The organism is Streptomyces sp. NPDC003032 (assembly GCF_053591415.1).
The window spans coordinates 1-14,917 of record NZ_JBSFTT010000077.1 but is presented as its reverse complement, the minus strand read 5'-3'; the positions used below and the strand labels follow the sequence as shown (position 1 = coordinate 14,917).

Here is a 14,917-nt window from a genome sequence, read left to right as displayed (position 1 = left end):
TCGACGCCCTGGCCGACCGCGCCCGCGCCGCCGCCGCCGCGCAGGCGGCCGAGCGGGCCTCGGCGCTGCTCGGCCGGGCGCTGGCGCTGTGGCGCTGAGTCAGCAGCGATGGAGCGCGTCAGCCAAGCGCTTCGAGCGGTGCTCGACCTGGAGCGCGGCCAGGCGCGGGCCCGGCCGCGCTCACACGATGCTGTTGGTGAATTCGGCCCGAGGCGTGACGTCGGCTTCCGAGACCTGGTTGTGGTCTTGGAAGCCGACGTTGTTGTCTGGGGAGGGTGTCGGTGTCGATGCGGCCGGGGGAACCTGAGGAGGTTCGGGCGGTGACGGTGCGGGTGGCTCGGGCGGCCTTCCTGAGAGGCAGTCTGGCGATCCGAATCCGGGACGAGCTCGGTGTGCTGTTCAGGGATGAGCAGTTCACAGGCCTGTTCCCGGTGCGGGGCAAGCCCGCCTTCTCGCCGGGCCGGCTCGCGATGGTCTCGGTCCTTCAGTTCGCGGAAGGGTTGCCGGACCGGCAGGCAGCCCAAGCGGTGCGGGGGCGGATCGACTGGAAGTACGCTCTCGGCCTGGAGCTGACCGATCCCGGTTTCGACTACTCCGTGCTCAGCGAGTTCCGTGCCCGGCTGGTCGAGGCCGACGGCGGAGAGAGGATCTTCAGCCGGTTCTTGCGGCGGCCCGCGAGGCGGGGCTGCTACCGGTGCGGGGACGGGCGAGGACGGACTCCACGCATGTGTTGGCGGCAAGCCGGGGGCTCAATCGCCTGGAGTTCGCCATCGAGACGCTGCGGGCGGCGTGAACTGGCCGAGCAGGCCGGCACCGATGGGATGCGCCTGATGGAGAGCGTCTTTGCTGGTGAGGCCCCCGGCTGGCTGCGCGAGCTGCCGGCAGTGCAGGTGCTACGACGAGCCCGGGTGCAGGAATCCTTCGTCGACGGTGAGGGGCGGGTGCGCTGGCGTGACCCAAAAGACCGGCCGCCGGGAGGGATGTGTCTGGCCAGCCCGTATGACGTCGATGTGCGTTACGGCAAGAAGGTGTCGACGATCAATTTCTTTCGGCTCTGTCGGGGATCTTGTGATGTCGCAAGGCTGAGCTGGGCAGTCTCCGGGTGTGCGGTTCAGGAGTGTTGGGGCGGTTGTTGCCGTATCTGCCCGGTGTTGTCATTGAGTCGATCAAGCGAACGGTCGAGGTCATCACGCTTCGCGCGGGGTGTCAGTCGTCTCCGGTGAGATGCCCCGGATGCAGTATGCCGTCGTGGCGGGCGCACGGCCGGTACGTCCCCGCCGGCTCGGCGACGCGCCCGTGGCTGGCAGCCCCGTAGTCATCGAGCTGACCGTGCGCCGGGCCAAGTGTCTGAGTAGCCGGTGCCCGGCGGTGACGTTCGCAGAGCAGATTGAGGCGTTGACCAGGCCGCATGCCCGGCAGACGCAGGTGCTGCGGTCGATGCTCGCCTCGATCGCACTGTGTCTGGCGGGCCGTCCCGGCGCCCGCCTGGCCGCGGCCCTCGGGATCCGTGTCTCCAAGGACGCTCTGTTGGACCTGCTCCGCTCGGTTCCGCAGCCACCGGTCGGTGCCGTCAGGTTCCTAGAAGTCGACGACTTCGCTCTGCGCAAGGGTGACTCCTACGCCACGATCCTCGTTGATCTGGAAGCCCGCCGCCCGGTCGACATCCTGCCCGGCCGGGATGCTGAGCCGCTGGCCGCGTGGCTTCGCTGCCACCCGGAAGCAGAGGTGATCTGCCGAGACCGGGCCGACGCCTACGCGGAAGGGGCCCGAAATGGTGCACCGCAGGCGATGCAGGTTGCCGACGCCTGGCATCTGTGGCGGAACGTCGCGGATGCTGTGGAGAGAACAGTCGGCTCTCACCATGGGTGCGTACAGGCCGCATTCTCGGCGACCCCGGTCATAGCGGAGGCAACCGCAAGGGACCTGGTCACGCCGGAGCCGTCCAGGCCAGTAGCCGTGCCGTTCGTCCCGCCGGACGGCACGCTCGACGTCAGCGGCCAACTCCTGCGTCTGGTGGCCCGCACGACCGAGAGATATGCGGCGGTCCAGGCATTGCTGGCCGAGGGGAAGTCCCTGGCGGTGATCGGCCGGACCCTGCGGCTGGACCACTCCACAGTCCGCCGCTTCGCCCGCGCCGCCAGTCTCGACGAACTCCTGGCCAAAGCCATCGGACGACTGTCCGTGCTGGACGAGCACAAGCCCTACCTCCACGCCCGCCGGTTGAGGCCTGTCACGACATTCCCCAGCTCCACCGCGAACTGCGCGAGCGCGGATTGAGCGGGAGTGTCCAGTGCCTCCGCCTCTACTTCCGCGCCTTCAGACCTCCCCGCCAACCAGGACGGAAGCAGCAGCCGGTGTCCCGGCCGCAGCCCAGGCCGGCCCCGAAGCCCCGACGCGTTGTCCGCTGGATCGCGACGCACCCCCAGCACCTCGCGGCCGCCGACGCCGCGGAACTGAAGGAGATCCGTACGACCGGCCCTCACCTCGACGCCGCCGCACGGCACGTCCACGACTTCGCCGAAATGCTCCACCACCTCCGCGGAGACCAACTCCCCGACTGGATGGAGCGAGTCCTTGCTGACGACCTACCAGCCCTCCACTCGCTGGTCAGCGGCCTACGACGAGACTTCGACGCCGTTACCGCCGGGCTCTCCACCTCATGGAGCCCCGGCCAGGTCGAGGGCCAGGTCACCCGTGTCAAACCCCTCAAGCGCATGGCCTATGGACGAGCAAACCGCGACCTCCCACGTCAACGGGTACTCCTGGGCCCATACCCTGCGACAGGGACCTTGCGCTGTGAGATCGTCCGAGCCTGCCGTCTATTCTGAACGCGTTCAGTCGGGTGTGGGGTGGGATGTGGATGAGCACTTCAGCGAGACGGTGGTCCGCTCTGGTCGCCGCGTTGGCGTGGGCCTGCGTTGCTTGCGCTGATGCAGGTGGAGGCGCGGCTCGCATTGATCAGTCGGAGCTTGCGGGCGAGTGGAGTAGCCCGGGTGGCGCCCTTCTTCGCTTGCGGGTGGACCACGGTATGACGGGGGAAAGCCTGAGCAGTGCGATGTTGGGAGGCACATCGTGCCCGGACGCTGCAACCGGACACTGGAGCTTCTTCAGCGCGCCCGACGAGGCGGGTTCCTCCTTCGCTGACGACGCGCTCACCAGCGGCGACACCGTCTCCCTGCGCATCGACTCTCCGAAGGACTCCTGTCCTTTGTCGGCTCTGATCCGGCAGGACGAGCGAGGACTCAATCTCTGCCTGGTAGAAGATCCTGATTCCGACTGTTCCGCCGAAGAACTTCTCCGCCTTGAGTCAGTGCCGGCAGAACGGGCTGCGAAGTGACTCGCCACCCCTGCCGTTGAAGGAGCATCACGAGATCTCCGCCAGAGCCGAATTGCGCGAACGTCCACAGAAGGACACTGCGAAGTGGGACGGGTTCAAGGTCCGCCTGACCGAGACCTGCGATGACGATGCCCCCCGGATCCTGACCGACGTCACCACCACACCGGCCACCGTCAGCGACGACCACATGATGAAAACCGTCCACGCCCGTCTGGCCGAGCGGGACGCGCTGCCCGGCGAACACTGGGTCGACGGCGGTTACGTCAACGCCGCCGCACTGACTGCGGCCCGCCGCGAGCACGGAGTCGACCTGAACGGCCCGGCGCAGACCAACACCGCCTCCCAGGCCGCCGGCACCTACGGTCCGGACGCTTTCACCATCGACTTCGACCAGCGGCAGGCCACCTGCCCCAACGGCGTCACATCCGGCGGCTGGAAGCACGGCAAGTCGCAGCAGGGGCTGCCCGTCATCCGCATCGGCTGCCGCAAGAGCGACTGCCAGCCCTGCCCGGCGCTACGGGAGTGCATCAGCTCTCCCACCGGGGTCCGCCGGGAACTGACCGTCCGCCACCGCGACGACCACCAAGCCGTACGTCAGGCACGGGCCAGACAGCAGACCGACGAGTGGAAAGAGCGCTACAAGATCCGCGCAGGGATCGAAGGCACCGTCTCACAAGCCGTCCACGCCCATGGCCTGCGCAGATCCCGCTACCGCGGCCTGGCCAGGACCAGCCTCCAGCACCAGCTCACCGGCGCCGCGATCAAGCTCACCCGCATCGACGCCTGGCTCACCAACACACCCCGAGCCCGCACCCGAAGCAGTCACCTCGAAGCACTTCGCCCCGCCTGACCACAGGCGGGGCGAAGCAACATAGCCCGAATTCACCAACAGCATCACATCCCGTGTCCGGACCCGCATGTAGTGGCGGTCAGGTCAGCACTCGCCGGTGGCGATGCCGTTGGTGACCTTCACCAGCCTCCCCGGCCAGCGCCAGTCCGCGACCTTTGAGTTGTGCTTCTTCACGGTCACGCAACGGTCCGGACCTCGCTTGATTTCCAGATGGTAGGTGAACGAGTGGTCGCACTTGTTCCTGAGAGTGACGGACGAGTCGCGCTTGGTCCCGTGCCGCGCACACTTCTTCACCTTGCCGTGCCCGCGCTTCTTCCAGGGAATAGCCCTGCGCGGCTCAGCCTGGTCGGAGTCGAACTGCTGGTGCGAGGGGTGCGAAGACGTCACGTCAGCTGTGTCATGACCGTGGCTCGGCGCGCCCGCGGGTGCGCCACCCAGCGACAGCACGGCCACGGTTCCTGTCGCCGCTACGGGCGCCGTCGTCCCGGTGGCTTGCGTCGTCGCGGTCTTGACGTGGGTGGTCCGGATATGGCTGTAGGTCCCTGCTGCTGTGGTGCTGTCGGCGGAGGCTGGGGCTGCCGCTCCGAGGATGAGCGCGCTTGCTGTGCCGCTCAGTGCAAGGGACCGTGCTATTCGCATGATGCTGTCCTTCGGCTTGTTGTCGTGTCGCCTGCGCCCTCCCCCGGTTACGGGGCGCGGGCACCGGACCGCCCTCGTCGGGAGCGGCGATTCCGGCCGTGCTCTAGCGATTTCAGTGGCCGGCTGGTTGTCTCGCAGCCCCTGTTTGTGCTGGTAGACAAAACAGTGGCGGCCCAGGCCGGCCGGAGACTGGGGTTGGCCAGGGGGTGTCTTGTTGCTGCTGCAACGGATGTGTTGGTCTGAGCGGGAGCACGTCAAAAGAGGAGGGGTGAGTCTGCGGTGGGGCGCCGTGAGAAGCCGATCGATCCCACGGAGGGGCCGGTGCAGCGGCTCGCGTTCGAGTTGCGCAAGCTGCGTCAGGAGGCGGGCAGTCCGACCTACCGGGTGATGGCCAAGGAGGCGGGGTACTCGATCGCTGCTCTGGCCCGTATGGCGGCGGGGGAGTGGCTGCCCGCTGCCGCTGACGCTGGCCTATGTGGAGGCCTGCGGCGGAGACCCGGCGGAGTGGGAGCGGCGTTGGCACGCGGTCCGCGCCGAAGAAGCAGCTCAGTCCCAGCAGCCCATGGAGAAGGAGCCGGCGGATGCGCCCTACCGCGGCCTGGCCCGTTTCGAACCGGCGACCACGCGCGGTTCTTGGGCCGCGTCCGGCTCACGGACCACCTCACCGCCCCCACCGCGGCCCACCGGTGCGGCATGGTGCTCGGCCCCTCCGGTAGCGGCAAGTCCTCTCTCCTGCACGCTGGACTCATCCGCCGGCTACGCAACACCGAGGATCCGGCGCTGCGCCCAGCGGCGATCCGGATCCTCACCTAGGTGTCCGAGCCGCCCGACATGGTCGCCAGGAGGTCAGCAGCGGCCGCTGGAGCGGCCGTTAGTGACCTTCTCCAGACGGCCCCGCAGTTCCACATTCCTCTTCGCGCCTTTGGGCACCGTCTTGCACTGGTCCGGGCCCCACCCGATTTTCAGGTGGTAGGTGAAGGCCCTGCGGCACTTGTTGTGGAGATTTACCTTGAACACGTACTTTTTGCCGTGTCGGGCGCACTTGGGGACGTGGTGGCGTCCCCTCTTCTTCCAGGGGATGCTGCTCAGCACCTCGCCCTGGGCAGAGGCCACCTGTTGGGCGGCAAGCGCCTGGGCGGATGCTACATCGGGCTCGGGATGTCCTTGGCTCTGCGCGATGGCGGGCACGGTGCCCAGCCCCAACACGAGGGCTGTAGTACTCGCGACGGCGGCGCGGCGCATCGTCAGCAAAGTGTTCCCCTCTCCTTTGCGCGGCTCTGCGGCCCGTACCGCAGGTGCCAGGGCGCGCGTTGCACCGCTCAACACAAGGGACCGTACTGGGTGCATGTTCCTGTCCTTCCATCTGTTGTCTTGGCGCCTGCGCCCTCCCCCCGGGTTGCGGGGCGCAGGCGCCGTCCCGCCCCTTGTCGGGGGGCGGGGGTTTTGGTCTTGCTCCAGTGATTTCAGCGGTCGGTTGGTTTTCTCGCAGCCCCTGTTTGTGCTGGTAGACAAAACGGCAGCGGCACGGCCGGGGCTGTGGGGTTGGCTCGCGGGTGCCTTTTCGCTGCTGTGGTGGTCGTGTTGGGCTGGACGGCAGGACATCGGGGGGAGGCTGAGCTGCGGTGGGGCGTCGTGAGAAGCCGATCGATCCTGGGGCGGGGCCGGTGCAGCGGTTTGCCTTCGAGCTGCGCAAGCTGCGCCAGGAGGCAGGCAGTCCGACCTACCGGGAGATGGCCCAGGGGGCCACGTACTCGATCGCCGCTCTGGCGCGCGCGGCGGCGGGGGAGTCGGTGCCGTCGCTGCCGCTGACGCTGGCCTACGTGAAGGCCTGTGGCGGGAACTTGCAGGAGTGGGAGCGACGCTGGCATGCAGTCCGTGACGAAGAGGCCGCTCAGCCTCGGGCCATGGCCGTGGAAGCGGCGGATCCGCCCTACCGCGGCCTGGCCCGTTTCGAGCCCGGCGACCATGCATGGTTCTTCGGCCGGAGCCGCCTTACGGACAACCTCGCAGCCCTGGCCCACGCATGCCGGTGTGTCACGGTGCTTGGCCCATCGGGCAGCGGGAAATCCTCTCTCTTGCGTGCCGGACTCATCCCCCGATTACAGAACATCCAGGGCCCGGCGCTTCGCCCGGCGGCGATCCGCATCTTTACCCCCGGCCCTCAGCCGGTGCACGATCACCAGAAGCTGTTCACCCCGGCCGAGGGCCCGGGAGACACCTGGCTGGTGGTGGACCAGTTCGAGGAGACCTTCACTCTCTGCAACGATCCGGGCCAGCAGCGGGAGTTCGTCAGCCTGGTGCTGTCGGCCCGGGAACCCGGGAGCCGGCTGCGGGTGGTGCTGGGAGTGCGGGCAGACTTCTATGCACGCTGCCTCGAGTACGAGGGTCTGGCCAAGGTCCTTGGTGAGGCGAGCCTGCCCGTCGGCCCCATGACACCGGACGAACTTCGCGACGTCATCGTCAAACCTGCGGCCGCCGAAGGACTGATCGTGGAACGGGCGCTAACCGCCCGCCTCATCAAGGAAACACGTGATGCGCCAGGCGGTCTGCCGCTCCTGTCGCACACACTGCTGGAAACCTGGCGACGCCGCTGTGGCCGCACTTTGACCCTGGACGGTTATGAAGCCGCAGGCGGCATCCATGGCGCCATCTCCCAGACCGCCGAAGACCTCTACACCCGGCTCACTCCGCCCCAGGCCGAGACGGCCCGTCGCATACTGCTGCGCCTGATCACCCCAGGCGAAGGGGCGCCCGACACCCGCCGTCCCATCGAACGGGCCGAGCTCGCCACCACTCATCGCGCGGCCCCGGACTCGGATCCGGTCGCTGTGCTGCAGCGATTGGCCCGCGCCCGGCTGGTCACCCTCGACGACGCCAACGCCGAGCTCGCCCACGAAGCCCTCATCACCGCCTGGCCCAGGCTGCGCCGATGGATCGAGGAGGACCGCGACACCCTGCGCACACTGCGCCGGCTCACCGAGGCCGCCCGTGCCTGGAGCGACCTCGACCAGGACCCAGGGGCGCTGTACCGAGGGACCCGCCTGGCCACAGCCGAAGAAGCCTTCGCCACCTCCGACGCGAGTAAGGATCTCACCACGCTGGAACGGGACTTCCTCACCGCCAGCACCACCGCCCACGACCACGAACGGCGCGCTGCGGCACGCATCACCCGGCGCATGCGCCGGTTCACCGGCACGCTGGCCGTGCTGCTTGTCCTCGCCCTCACCGCGGGCCTGATCGCCTGGAACCAGTACCGGACCAGCGAGCAGCAGCGGCACAAGGCGGTGACCGCACAGCAGGCGGCCCAGTCCCGCGAACTCGCTGCCCGCGCCGTGCAGTTGAGCGGGCAACGCCCTGAGGCGGCCATGATTCTAGCGCTCAAGGCGTATCGAAAGGCCCCGACCACGGAAGCGCGCGGCAGCCTGCTCAGTGCCTACGCCCACTTTTACGCCAACCAGTTCACCGGGCACAGCAAACTGGTGGCCAGTACAGCGTTTTCCGCGGATGGCCGCATCCTGGCCACGGCCAGCATGGACCGAAGCGTGAAGCTGTGGGACGCACGCTCCCACCGCCTCGTGGCAACCCTGACTGGCCACACCGACTTCGTCAACACGGTGGCGTTCTCGCCGGACGGCCATACGCTGGCCAGCGCGGGCAATGATCGCAGTGTCAAGCTGTGGGACGCGCGTTCCCACCGGCTCCTGGCGACCCTGACCGGCCATACGAACACGGTCGAAGGACTTACGTTCTCTCCTGACGGCCAGATGCTGGCCAGCGCTGGCAGCGATCGCACGGTGCGCTTGTGGGACGTACGCACGCATCGGGAGCGCGCTGTCTTGACCGGGCACACCGAGGGGGTGCTGCGCCTGGCGTTCTCGCCGGATGGCCGTACGCTGGCCAGCGCGGGCATGGGGCGCACCACCCGCCTGTGGGACGTGTCCTCTCACAAGACCCTGGCCGTCCTGGCCGGCCGCGCTGGTGCCGTCAATGCCGTGGCGTTCTCCCCTGACGGTCGCACCCTGGCCACAGCGGGCAACGACCGCAGCGTGAAGCTGTGGGACGTACGTTCCCGCCGCCTGCTTGCGGCGCTGACCGGTCACACCCACGACGTGCAGGAGGTTGCGTTCTCGCCGGATGGCCGCATGCTGGCCAGCGGGAGCATCGATGGCACCGTTCGTCTGTGGCGCCCGCGGGCACGCAAGGCCCTGGCAACGCTGAACGTAAAGGGACCAGTCTACGGAGTGGCGTTCTCTCCCGACAGCCGCACTCTTGCGTCCACGGGGAACGACTCCACCGTCCGCCTGTGGGACCCGGCTTCGCGCCGCCCGCTCGCCACACTGACCGGCCGCACTGGAACCATCGCTTCACAGGCGCCCTTCGCGGACCGCCGCGCCTTCCTCACGGTCGACTACGACAACCTGATGGCCCGCTGGTCCACGGCCATGCCGCGCACCCGCGCGGCACCCGTCCGTCCCCCTGAGCCCGTCACTGCGTCGGTGACCGGCCGTGACGGCCACGTGCTGGCCACGGCCGACCGCGACGATGTCATACGCGTGTACAACCTGGCGACAGGCCAACGCACCGCCACCCTCCCAGCGGCCACTACCACCGTGCGGGAACTGGCGATCACTCCCGATGGGAGCACCCTGGCCGTCGCGGGCGACGACAACACCCTCCGTGTGTGGGACGTCGCCGCTCGCCGTACCACCGCCGTCCTGCGCGCGGCCGGCACAGTGACCGGACTGGCCCTCAGACCCGACGGCCGCGCCCTGGCCTCCGTCAGCACCGACGGCACCACGCGGCTGTGGCCCACCCGCTCCGGACATCCCGGCACGCTCCTGCCGGGCCCCAAAGACGCCACCAGAATCCTGGCCTTCAGCCCCGACGGCCGTACCCTGGCGGTCGGCAACACCGACAACAGCGTGCGCCTGTGGGACGTCGCCACCCGCCGTGCCGCCGCAACACTCACCGCCAACTCCGGACTGGTCCGCGCGGTAGCCTTCAGCCCCGACGGCTCCACTCTCGCCACCACCACCTTCAACGACGGCAGTCTAAGGCTGTGGAGCACCCGTACCGCTCGACTGCGGGCCGCCCTCACCAGCACGATGGTGGGCACCACGGTCCGCTTCTCTCCCCACGGCGATGCCCTGGCAACCTTCGGCCCCCGCGATGCCGCCCAGGTCTGGAGCACCAACGCCGAGTACGTCGCCACGCGCATCTGCCGCATCAGCACAGAGCACCACTGGGCCCGACTCCTCCCGGACCAACCGGTGAAGGACCTGTGCCCCCCGTAGTTGCAGGCCGGGTGCTGCGGGTGAGTGGGTACTTGTACTTGTACCTGGGTGGGGATCGTGTGGGAGAGCGTGGTGGAGCGGCCCGGGTGGTGGCGGGCGAGTACGACACAGCCTGACCTGACCGGCACCGTCCGGGAGATGCACGTCCCGCCCGCCTGGTCGGACGCGGACGCGTTCGTGCGACAGATGCCCGACTGGTTCCGGCTGGATTGCACCCAGGGCCAGGAGCACGCGCTGTACGTCGCGTTTACCGACCGTCGGGAGCTGACTGGCTGCTCTGACCTGCGTCGATGGGTAGATTACATGTTCGCGATGATGTCGGTAGAGATACGCGACGCCGGCTCGCCCTGAGGTTCGTCAATCGGTTGTCCCGCTGTAACTGACCTTGCCAAGCGCTGTCATACTCCGGGCGTGACAAACGATGCCGCCCTTGGTTCCGCTGCTGGTCTGTCTGATCCCGCCGAGTTGTTGGCGGGGAGCGACTGGGGCTCTTTGGAACATGCGTATGGGGCTGCAGAGAACACCCCGAAGATGCTCGTCGCGCTACTGGATGGTGATCAGCAGGCGCGAGCCCGGGCTCTGGATCACCTCCATCACGCGGTGCACCACCAGAACACCCTGTACTCGGCGACGGTGCCAGCCGCGCTCTATGTGGCTGCGGTGCTTGCCGACCCGCGTACCACGGTGGCTGTCGACAAGAAGCCTCACGACTTTCCAGGGCCCCTGCGCTCCGAGTTGCTGGGTTGGCTCAACTCGGTCGCCTGCGCGGCCGACGACGAGACAGCAGCGACTAGCCGGCGTCTGGGCTTCGATCCTGACGACTGTCCGCCGTCCGTGGACATCCGGAAGATCCGCCCGCTGCTCCTTTCCGCGGTCTCAGAGTGTTTGAACGACCCAAACCCGGACGTGCGTGAGGCCGCGATCGCGGCATGCATTCCGCTGTTGGACGATCCCCGGCTGCGCTGTCATCGGGCAACCCTGGCGCCACTGCTGCGGGATGTTCTGGGGGTGAGTGCACTGTGGCAGTACCGCGAGCGAGCCATCGACGCTCTCCTTGCGTGGGGTGAAGACCCTGCCGGGCTGGAAGGTCAACGAGAGGCATTCGCGGTCTGTGATTTCCAGGACGACACCATGCCCTGGGCAACAGGACCAACCTTCACGTCGGGCGACACATCGGATCTCCCGTTCTGAATCAGCGCCCGACCTGCGTTCTGACGGCTCTCCGCAGTCCCGGCCGCTTCCGGCGGCCGGGACTGCGGAGAGCCGTGTCGGTCAGCTGGACCCGGTGAGCTGGGCTTCGACGTCGGCGATCCGCCGGGGTCCTGGAAGCGGTTGTTGGAGCGGGCTGCCTTGAGCCGTTCGTCCAAGGCCCGGCTGTCCTCGGAGAGCTTAGGGACTCGCTGCTTCAGCGAGGTGTTCTCGGTGGTGATCCGCAGGATCGATTCCTGGGTCCACTCGGCTTCCAGGTCTCGTATCTGGCCGAGGAGTTCACCGATGCGGGTCCGTTGGGCGAGGATCTCGGCGTTCGCGGCGGGTCAGCCGGAACTCACCGACAGGTGTCGCTGCCCTTCATCTACATACTCATCCTGCTGGACGAGTTGGCTGACCGGTGGGGATGTGACCTGATGGGCCCCGCTCAACGACGGTGGGGCAAACGAGTATGGGCTGAGCTGAAGGTGGCCGAATGACCGTGACAGAGGAACTGCCGGAGGTTGGGGACGAGGTTATGGAGGGCAGGGTTCGCGCGACCGTCACGGACACCCGCGGCGGCCTCGTCTGGCTGCGCCAGTGGTCGCGAGGAGTGGCCGGCCGAGGATGGCGTCCCGTCGGGTGGTGTAGCGGCGATCTGCACGTAGCCCCTGGTCATGGGGCGGCCATCGCGCAACTCTGCGAGTAGTGACGCTCGTTGAGAGGTGGCGCGATGGCCTTGTCCCAGCATGACTTAGAACTCCTGACGAAATGATCTTCGAGGAGATTGGATCACTCCGGGACTGGTGACCTGGGGGTGTACGGCGGCCGGGCCGAAGCCGTGGGAAGTCGACGATGAGCTGTGGGCGGTGATCGGGCCGCTGCTGCCCAAGGTGGAACGTCGGATGCGGCATCCGGGACGCAGGCGGCATCCTGACCGGCTGGTGTTCCAGGGCATCCTGTTCGTGCTGCACACCGGCCTCCTGGGAACACCTGCCGCAGGAACTCGGCTTCGGGCCGGGCATGACCTGTTGGCGCCGCCTGGCCGAATGGACCGAAGCCGGGGTGTGGCCCCTGCTGCACGGGGTCCTCCTCTCCGAGCTTCGGAGCGCGAATGCCCTGGACTTTTCCCGGGCGGCCGTCGACGGCTCCCACATCCGGGCGTTGAAGGGGGGAGCCAAGACCGGACGAAGCCCCGTGGACCGGGGCAGGGCGGGCAGCAAACACCACCTGATCACCGACGCCACCGGTATCCCGCTCGCCGCCACCCTGACCGGCGGCAACCGAAACGACGTCACCCAGCTGATCCCGCTCCTCCAGGCCGTGCCACCGGTGCGCGGCAAGCGTGGCCGGCCCCGGCGCCGCCCGGATGCGGTGCTGGGCGACCGTGGCTACGACCACGACAAGTACCGCCGCCTGCTCTGGGATCTCGGTGTGAAACCGATGATCGCTCGCCGCGGCATCGAGCACGGATCCGGCCTGGGCACCCAACGCTGGGTCGTGGAGCGGGCGTTTGCCCATCTGCACTGGTTCCGTCGTCTGCGGATCCGCTGGGAGATACGCGACGACATCCACGAAGCCTTCCTTACCCTCGGATGCGCACTCATCTGCTGGCGGCGCCTGATGGGGTTGCGTAGGAGTGCTGGGTGAGACGACGTGCTGGACTTTCCGGATGTCGCGGTTGTGGAGATACGCGACACGGTGGTTGCGGCGACGTTGTCTGACATGTCGTGTCGGCGGGTCGGGTCAGTGAGTGAAAGCGACAGATGCCGCAAGATCCTTCTGGGTTTCGAGTGCGGCGAGACGTCTGGTGAGTGCGGTGTGGATGGCGTCGTAGGTGTCGGAACCGAGAGGTAGGCGCAGGGGCGGGTCCGGGTGGCTGGTGGTGTCGTAGATGGCGGCGGCGAGCTTGGCCGGGTCGCCGGTGAAGACGCTGTCGTCAGCGGCCTCCAGGTAACGCCGCGTCCGGCCGACGGCGTTGTCACGGTAGGCGGCCGTTTCGGTGGTGTAGTGCAGGGCCGAGGCGAAGCCGGTGCGGGTGGCGCCGGGCTCGACCAGAGTGAGGTGAATGTTGAAGTCGGCCACTTCGCGGCTGACGCTCTCGGTGAAGCCTTCCAGCCCCCACTTGCCCGCGTGATAGGAGCTGTGCGTAGGGGTGCCGATCTGGCCGCCCATGCTGGAGATCTGGATGATCCGGCCTCCGCCCTGCTCGCGCATCGGCTTCAGGAAGGCCCGGGTGATCAGCATGGGAGCGAGCAGGAGAACCTCGATCTGGTCGCGGATCTGCTCGACGGTCATCTCCTCGGCGGCGCCCACGACTGCGTATCCGGCGTTGTTGACCACGATGTCCACCGGTCCGCACTGGAGGGTCCTGCCGACCACTTGGTCGACGTCGGTCGGCCGGGTGAGATCGAGGATCTCGACGGTCAGCCGGTCGCCGTACGTCTTACGCAGGTCTCCCAGGGCCGCGGGGTGGCGGACCGTGGCCGTGACGCGGTCGCCGCGCTGGAGGGCGTGTTCGGTGAGATGGCGGCCCAGGCCGCCGGATGCTCCGGTGATGAACCATTGGCGCTCGGCCTTGTCGGACGGAGTCGGCATGGGAGTCTCCTGGAGTAGAGTGCTACCGGAATGCATTCCGGTTAGGAGTTAAGCGGAATGCATTCCGGAATGCAACCGAAGGCTGGCACTGGAGGAACCTGCATGCCCCCCACCCCTCGCCGGACCAGGAGCGATGCGCTACAGAATCGGGAGCGCCTGCTGGAGGTCGCCGCGCTGGTCTTCGCCGAGCAGGGGCTGGACACCGCACCGGCCGCCATCGCCAAGCAGGCCGGCGTCGGTGTCGGCACGCTCTACCGGCACTTCCCGACACGAGAAGCCCTCATCGACGCCGCCTACCGACACCAACTCACCCGGGTGTGCGAGAAGGCGCCAGACCTCCTCACCCAGCATCCGGCCGCCGAGGCCACTCGCATCTGGATGGAACACTTCCTGGAGTACGCCACGGCCAAGAGCGGCATGTCCGCAGCACTCAACGCGGTCATCGCCTCCGGAGTCGACCCATACGCCGACAGCCGCGCACTCCTTACCGGCGCCGTCGCCACCCTCCTTGATGCCGGCGCCCACGACGGCAGCCTGCGAACCGACGTCACCTCCGACGATGTTCTCCTCCTCATGGGTGGCATCGCCTATTCCGTGCAGCACGGCAGCAAAGAGCAGGCCCGTCGGCTCGTCGACCTCCTCATGGACGCGCTGACCAAGGGCTCGACCGCGAGCTGAACCCAAGCCCCCGGATCCGGCGCGTCCAACGTGCGCGCCGGCACGGCCGATCCATCGAGCGGCGCTGTCGACGCTCATGAGCTCCAGGCGCATGACACGCTCCTGGAAGCTAAGGAGGAGTTGACCGCGTTCGAGGACTTCCCGGAACGACATTGGAAAAAGATTCAATCGACCAACCCGCTGGAACGACTCAACCGCGAGACCAAGCGCCGCACCGACGTGGTCCAGATCTTCCCCACCTCCGGCGGCCGCGGCCTCGTCCTGCGCGAGCGCTACGAAACCGACATCCCCTCCACCGAACCCGCACCCGCACCCGAACCCGTCACGCCACGC

At 67.9% G+C, this 14,917-nt stretch carries 12 protein-coding genes and 3 pseudogenes; 12 read left to right on the top strand and 3 right to left on the bottom strand.

Annotated features, from left to right (window positions below):
• Positions 1–281: 281 nt before the first annotated feature.
• From ACWDZ7_RS41485 to ACWDZ7_RS41465, 5 genes and pseudogenes are all read left to right on the top strand, one after another.
• Positions 282–1,016 (top strand): annotated as a pseudogene (locus ACWDZ7_RS41485) (transposase); the annotation flags it as partial.
• A 208-nt stretch (positions 1,017–1,224) separates the two neighbouring features.
• Positions 1,225–2,277: an ISL3 family transposase gene (locus ACWDZ7_RS41480; RefSeq protein WP_451803934.1), complete on the top strand. Its 1,053-nt coding sequence runs from the start codon at positions 1,225–1,227 to the stop codon at positions 2,275–2,277.
• Between the two features lie 77 nt (positions 2,278–2,354).
• Positions 2,355–2,828, top strand: a complete 474-nt coding sequence (locus ACWDZ7_RS41475; RefSeq protein ID WP_451803933.1) for a transposase — start codon at positions 2,355–2,357, stop codon at positions 2,826–2,828.
• Positions 2,829–3,028: 200 nt separating this feature from the next.
• The gene (locus tag ACWDZ7_RS41470) at positions 3,029–3,337 is read left to right on the top strand and encodes a hypothetical protein (RefSeq protein WP_451803932.1); all 309 of its coding nucleotides are present in this window, start codon (positions 3,029–3,031) and stop codon (positions 3,335–3,337) included.
• A gap of 85 nt (positions 3,338–3,422) precedes the next feature.
• Positions 3,423–4,187, top strand: a pseudogene (locus ACWDZ7_RS41465) (transposase); the annotation flags it as partial.
• Positions 4,188–4,271: 84 nt separating this feature from the next.
• On the opposite strand, the gene ACWDZ7_RS41460 reads toward ACWDZ7_RS41465, so the two are convergent.
• Positions 4,272–4,574, bottom strand: coding sequence for a hypothetical protein (locus ACWDZ7_RS41460; RefSeq protein ID WP_451803931.1), 303 nt, complete (start codon positions 4,572–4,574; stop codon positions 4,272–4,274).
• A 639-nt stretch (positions 4,575–5,213) separates the two neighbouring features.
• Between ACWDZ7_RS41460 and ACWDZ7_RS41455 the strand changes: the two genes are divergently transcribed.
• The gene (locus tag ACWDZ7_RS41455) at positions 5,214–5,639 is read left to right on the top strand and encodes an nSTAND1 domain-containing NTPase (RefSeq protein ID WP_451803935.1); all 426 of its coding nucleotides are present in this window, start codon (positions 5,214–5,216) and stop codon (positions 5,637–5,639) included.
• Positions 5,640–5,672: 33 nt separating this feature from the next.
• Here the strand turns inward: ACWDZ7_RS41455 and ACWDZ7_RS41450 are convergent, their stop codons facing one another.
• Positions 5,673–6,077 (bottom strand): hypothetical protein, encoded by a 405-nt coding sequence (locus ACWDZ7_RS41450; RefSeq protein WP_451803930.1) that lies wholly within the window; start codon positions 6,075–6,077, stop codon positions 5,673–5,675.
• A 371-nt stretch (positions 6,078–6,448) separates the two neighbouring features.
• On the opposite strand from ACWDZ7_RS41450, the gene ACWDZ7_RS41445 reads away from it, so the two are divergent.
• The 4 genes from ACWDZ7_RS41445 to ACWDZ7_RS41430 all read left to right on the top strand — a co-directional run bounded on the left by ACWDZ7_RS41445 (position 6,449) and on the right by ACWDZ7_RS41430 (position 12,958).
• On the top strand, positions 6,449–10,120 hold the full coding sequence (locus ACWDZ7_RS41445) for an nSTAND1 domain-containing NTPase (protein ID WP_451803929.1): 3,672 nt from the start codon (positions 6,449–6,451) through the stop codon (positions 10,118–10,120).
• A 138-nt stretch (positions 10,121–10,258) separates the two neighbouring features.
• Positions 10,259–10,471 carry a hypothetical protein gene (locus ACWDZ7_RS41440; RefSeq protein ID WP_451803928.1) on the top strand — a complete coding sequence of 71 codons (213 nt, stop codon included), beginning with the start codon at positions 10,259–10,261 and terminating at the stop codon, positions 10,469–10,471.
• Between the two features lie 60 nt (positions 10,472–10,531).
• Positions 10,532–11,311, top strand: a complete 780-nt coding sequence (locus tag ACWDZ7_RS41435; RefSeq protein ID WP_451803927.1) for a HEAT repeat domain-containing protein — start codon at positions 10,532–10,534, stop codon at positions 11,309–11,311.
• A gap of 803 nt (positions 11,312–12,114) precedes the next feature.
• Positions 12,115–12,958, top strand: a protein-coding gene (locus tag ACWDZ7_RS41430; protein ID WP_451803926.1) for an IS5 family transposase whose coding sequence is annotated in 2 segments (ribosomal slippage) — positions 12,115–12,293 and positions 12,292–12,958 — 846 coding nt in all. Because the reading frame shifts where the segments join, the coding sequence is not laid out codon by codon here.
• 96 nt (positions 12,959–13,054) lie between these two features.
• Here ACWDZ7_RS41430 and ACWDZ7_RS41425 read toward each other — a convergent pair.
• Entirely contained in the window at positions 13,055–13,906 is an 852-nt protein-coding gene (locus tag ACWDZ7_RS41425) for an SDR family oxidoreductase (RefSeq protein WP_451803925.1), read from the bottom strand.
• A 102-nt stretch (positions 13,907–14,008) separates the two neighbouring features.
• Between ACWDZ7_RS41425 and ACWDZ7_RS41420 the strand changes: the two genes are divergently transcribed.
• A complete protein-coding gene (locus ACWDZ7_RS41420) occupies positions 14,009–14,584 on the top strand; it encodes a TetR/AcrR family transcriptional regulator (RefSeq protein WP_451803924.1) in 576 nt (191 codons plus the stop codon).
• 96 nt (positions 14,585–14,680) lie between these two features.
• Positions 14,681–14,821: pseudogene (locus ACWDZ7_RS41415) on the top strand (transposase); the annotation flags it as partial.
• Between the last annotated feature and the right edge of the window lie 96 nt (positions 14,822–14,917).

Excerpts from the sequence above, each read along its gene's own strand:
- ACWDZ7_RS41480 (WP_451803934.1), top strand. The coding sequence starts at position 1,225 with ATGCCCCGGATGCAGTATGCCGTCGTGGCGGGCGCACGGCCGGTACGT.
- ACWDZ7_RS41425 (WP_451803925.1), bottom strand. The coding sequence starts at position 13,906 with ATGCCGACTCCGTCCGACAAGGCCGAGCGCCAATGGTTCATCACCGGA.
- ACWDZ7_RS41455 (WP_451803935.1), top strand. The coding sequence starts at position 5,214 with ATGGCCAAGGAGGCGGGGTACTCGATCGCTGCTCTGGCCCGTATGGCG.
- ACWDZ7_RS41420 (WP_451803924.1), top strand. The coding sequence starts at position 14,009 with ATGCCCCCCACCCCTCGCCGGACCAGGAGCGATGCGCTACAGAATCGG.
- ACWDZ7_RS41440 (WP_451803928.1), top strand. The coding sequence starts at position 10,259 with ATGCACGTCCCGCCCGCCTGGTCGGACGCGGACGCGTTCGTGCGACAG.
- ACWDZ7_RS41470 (WP_451803932.1), top strand. The coding sequence starts at position 3,029 with ATGACGGGGGAAAGCCTGAGCAGTGCGATGTTGGGAGGCACATCGTGC.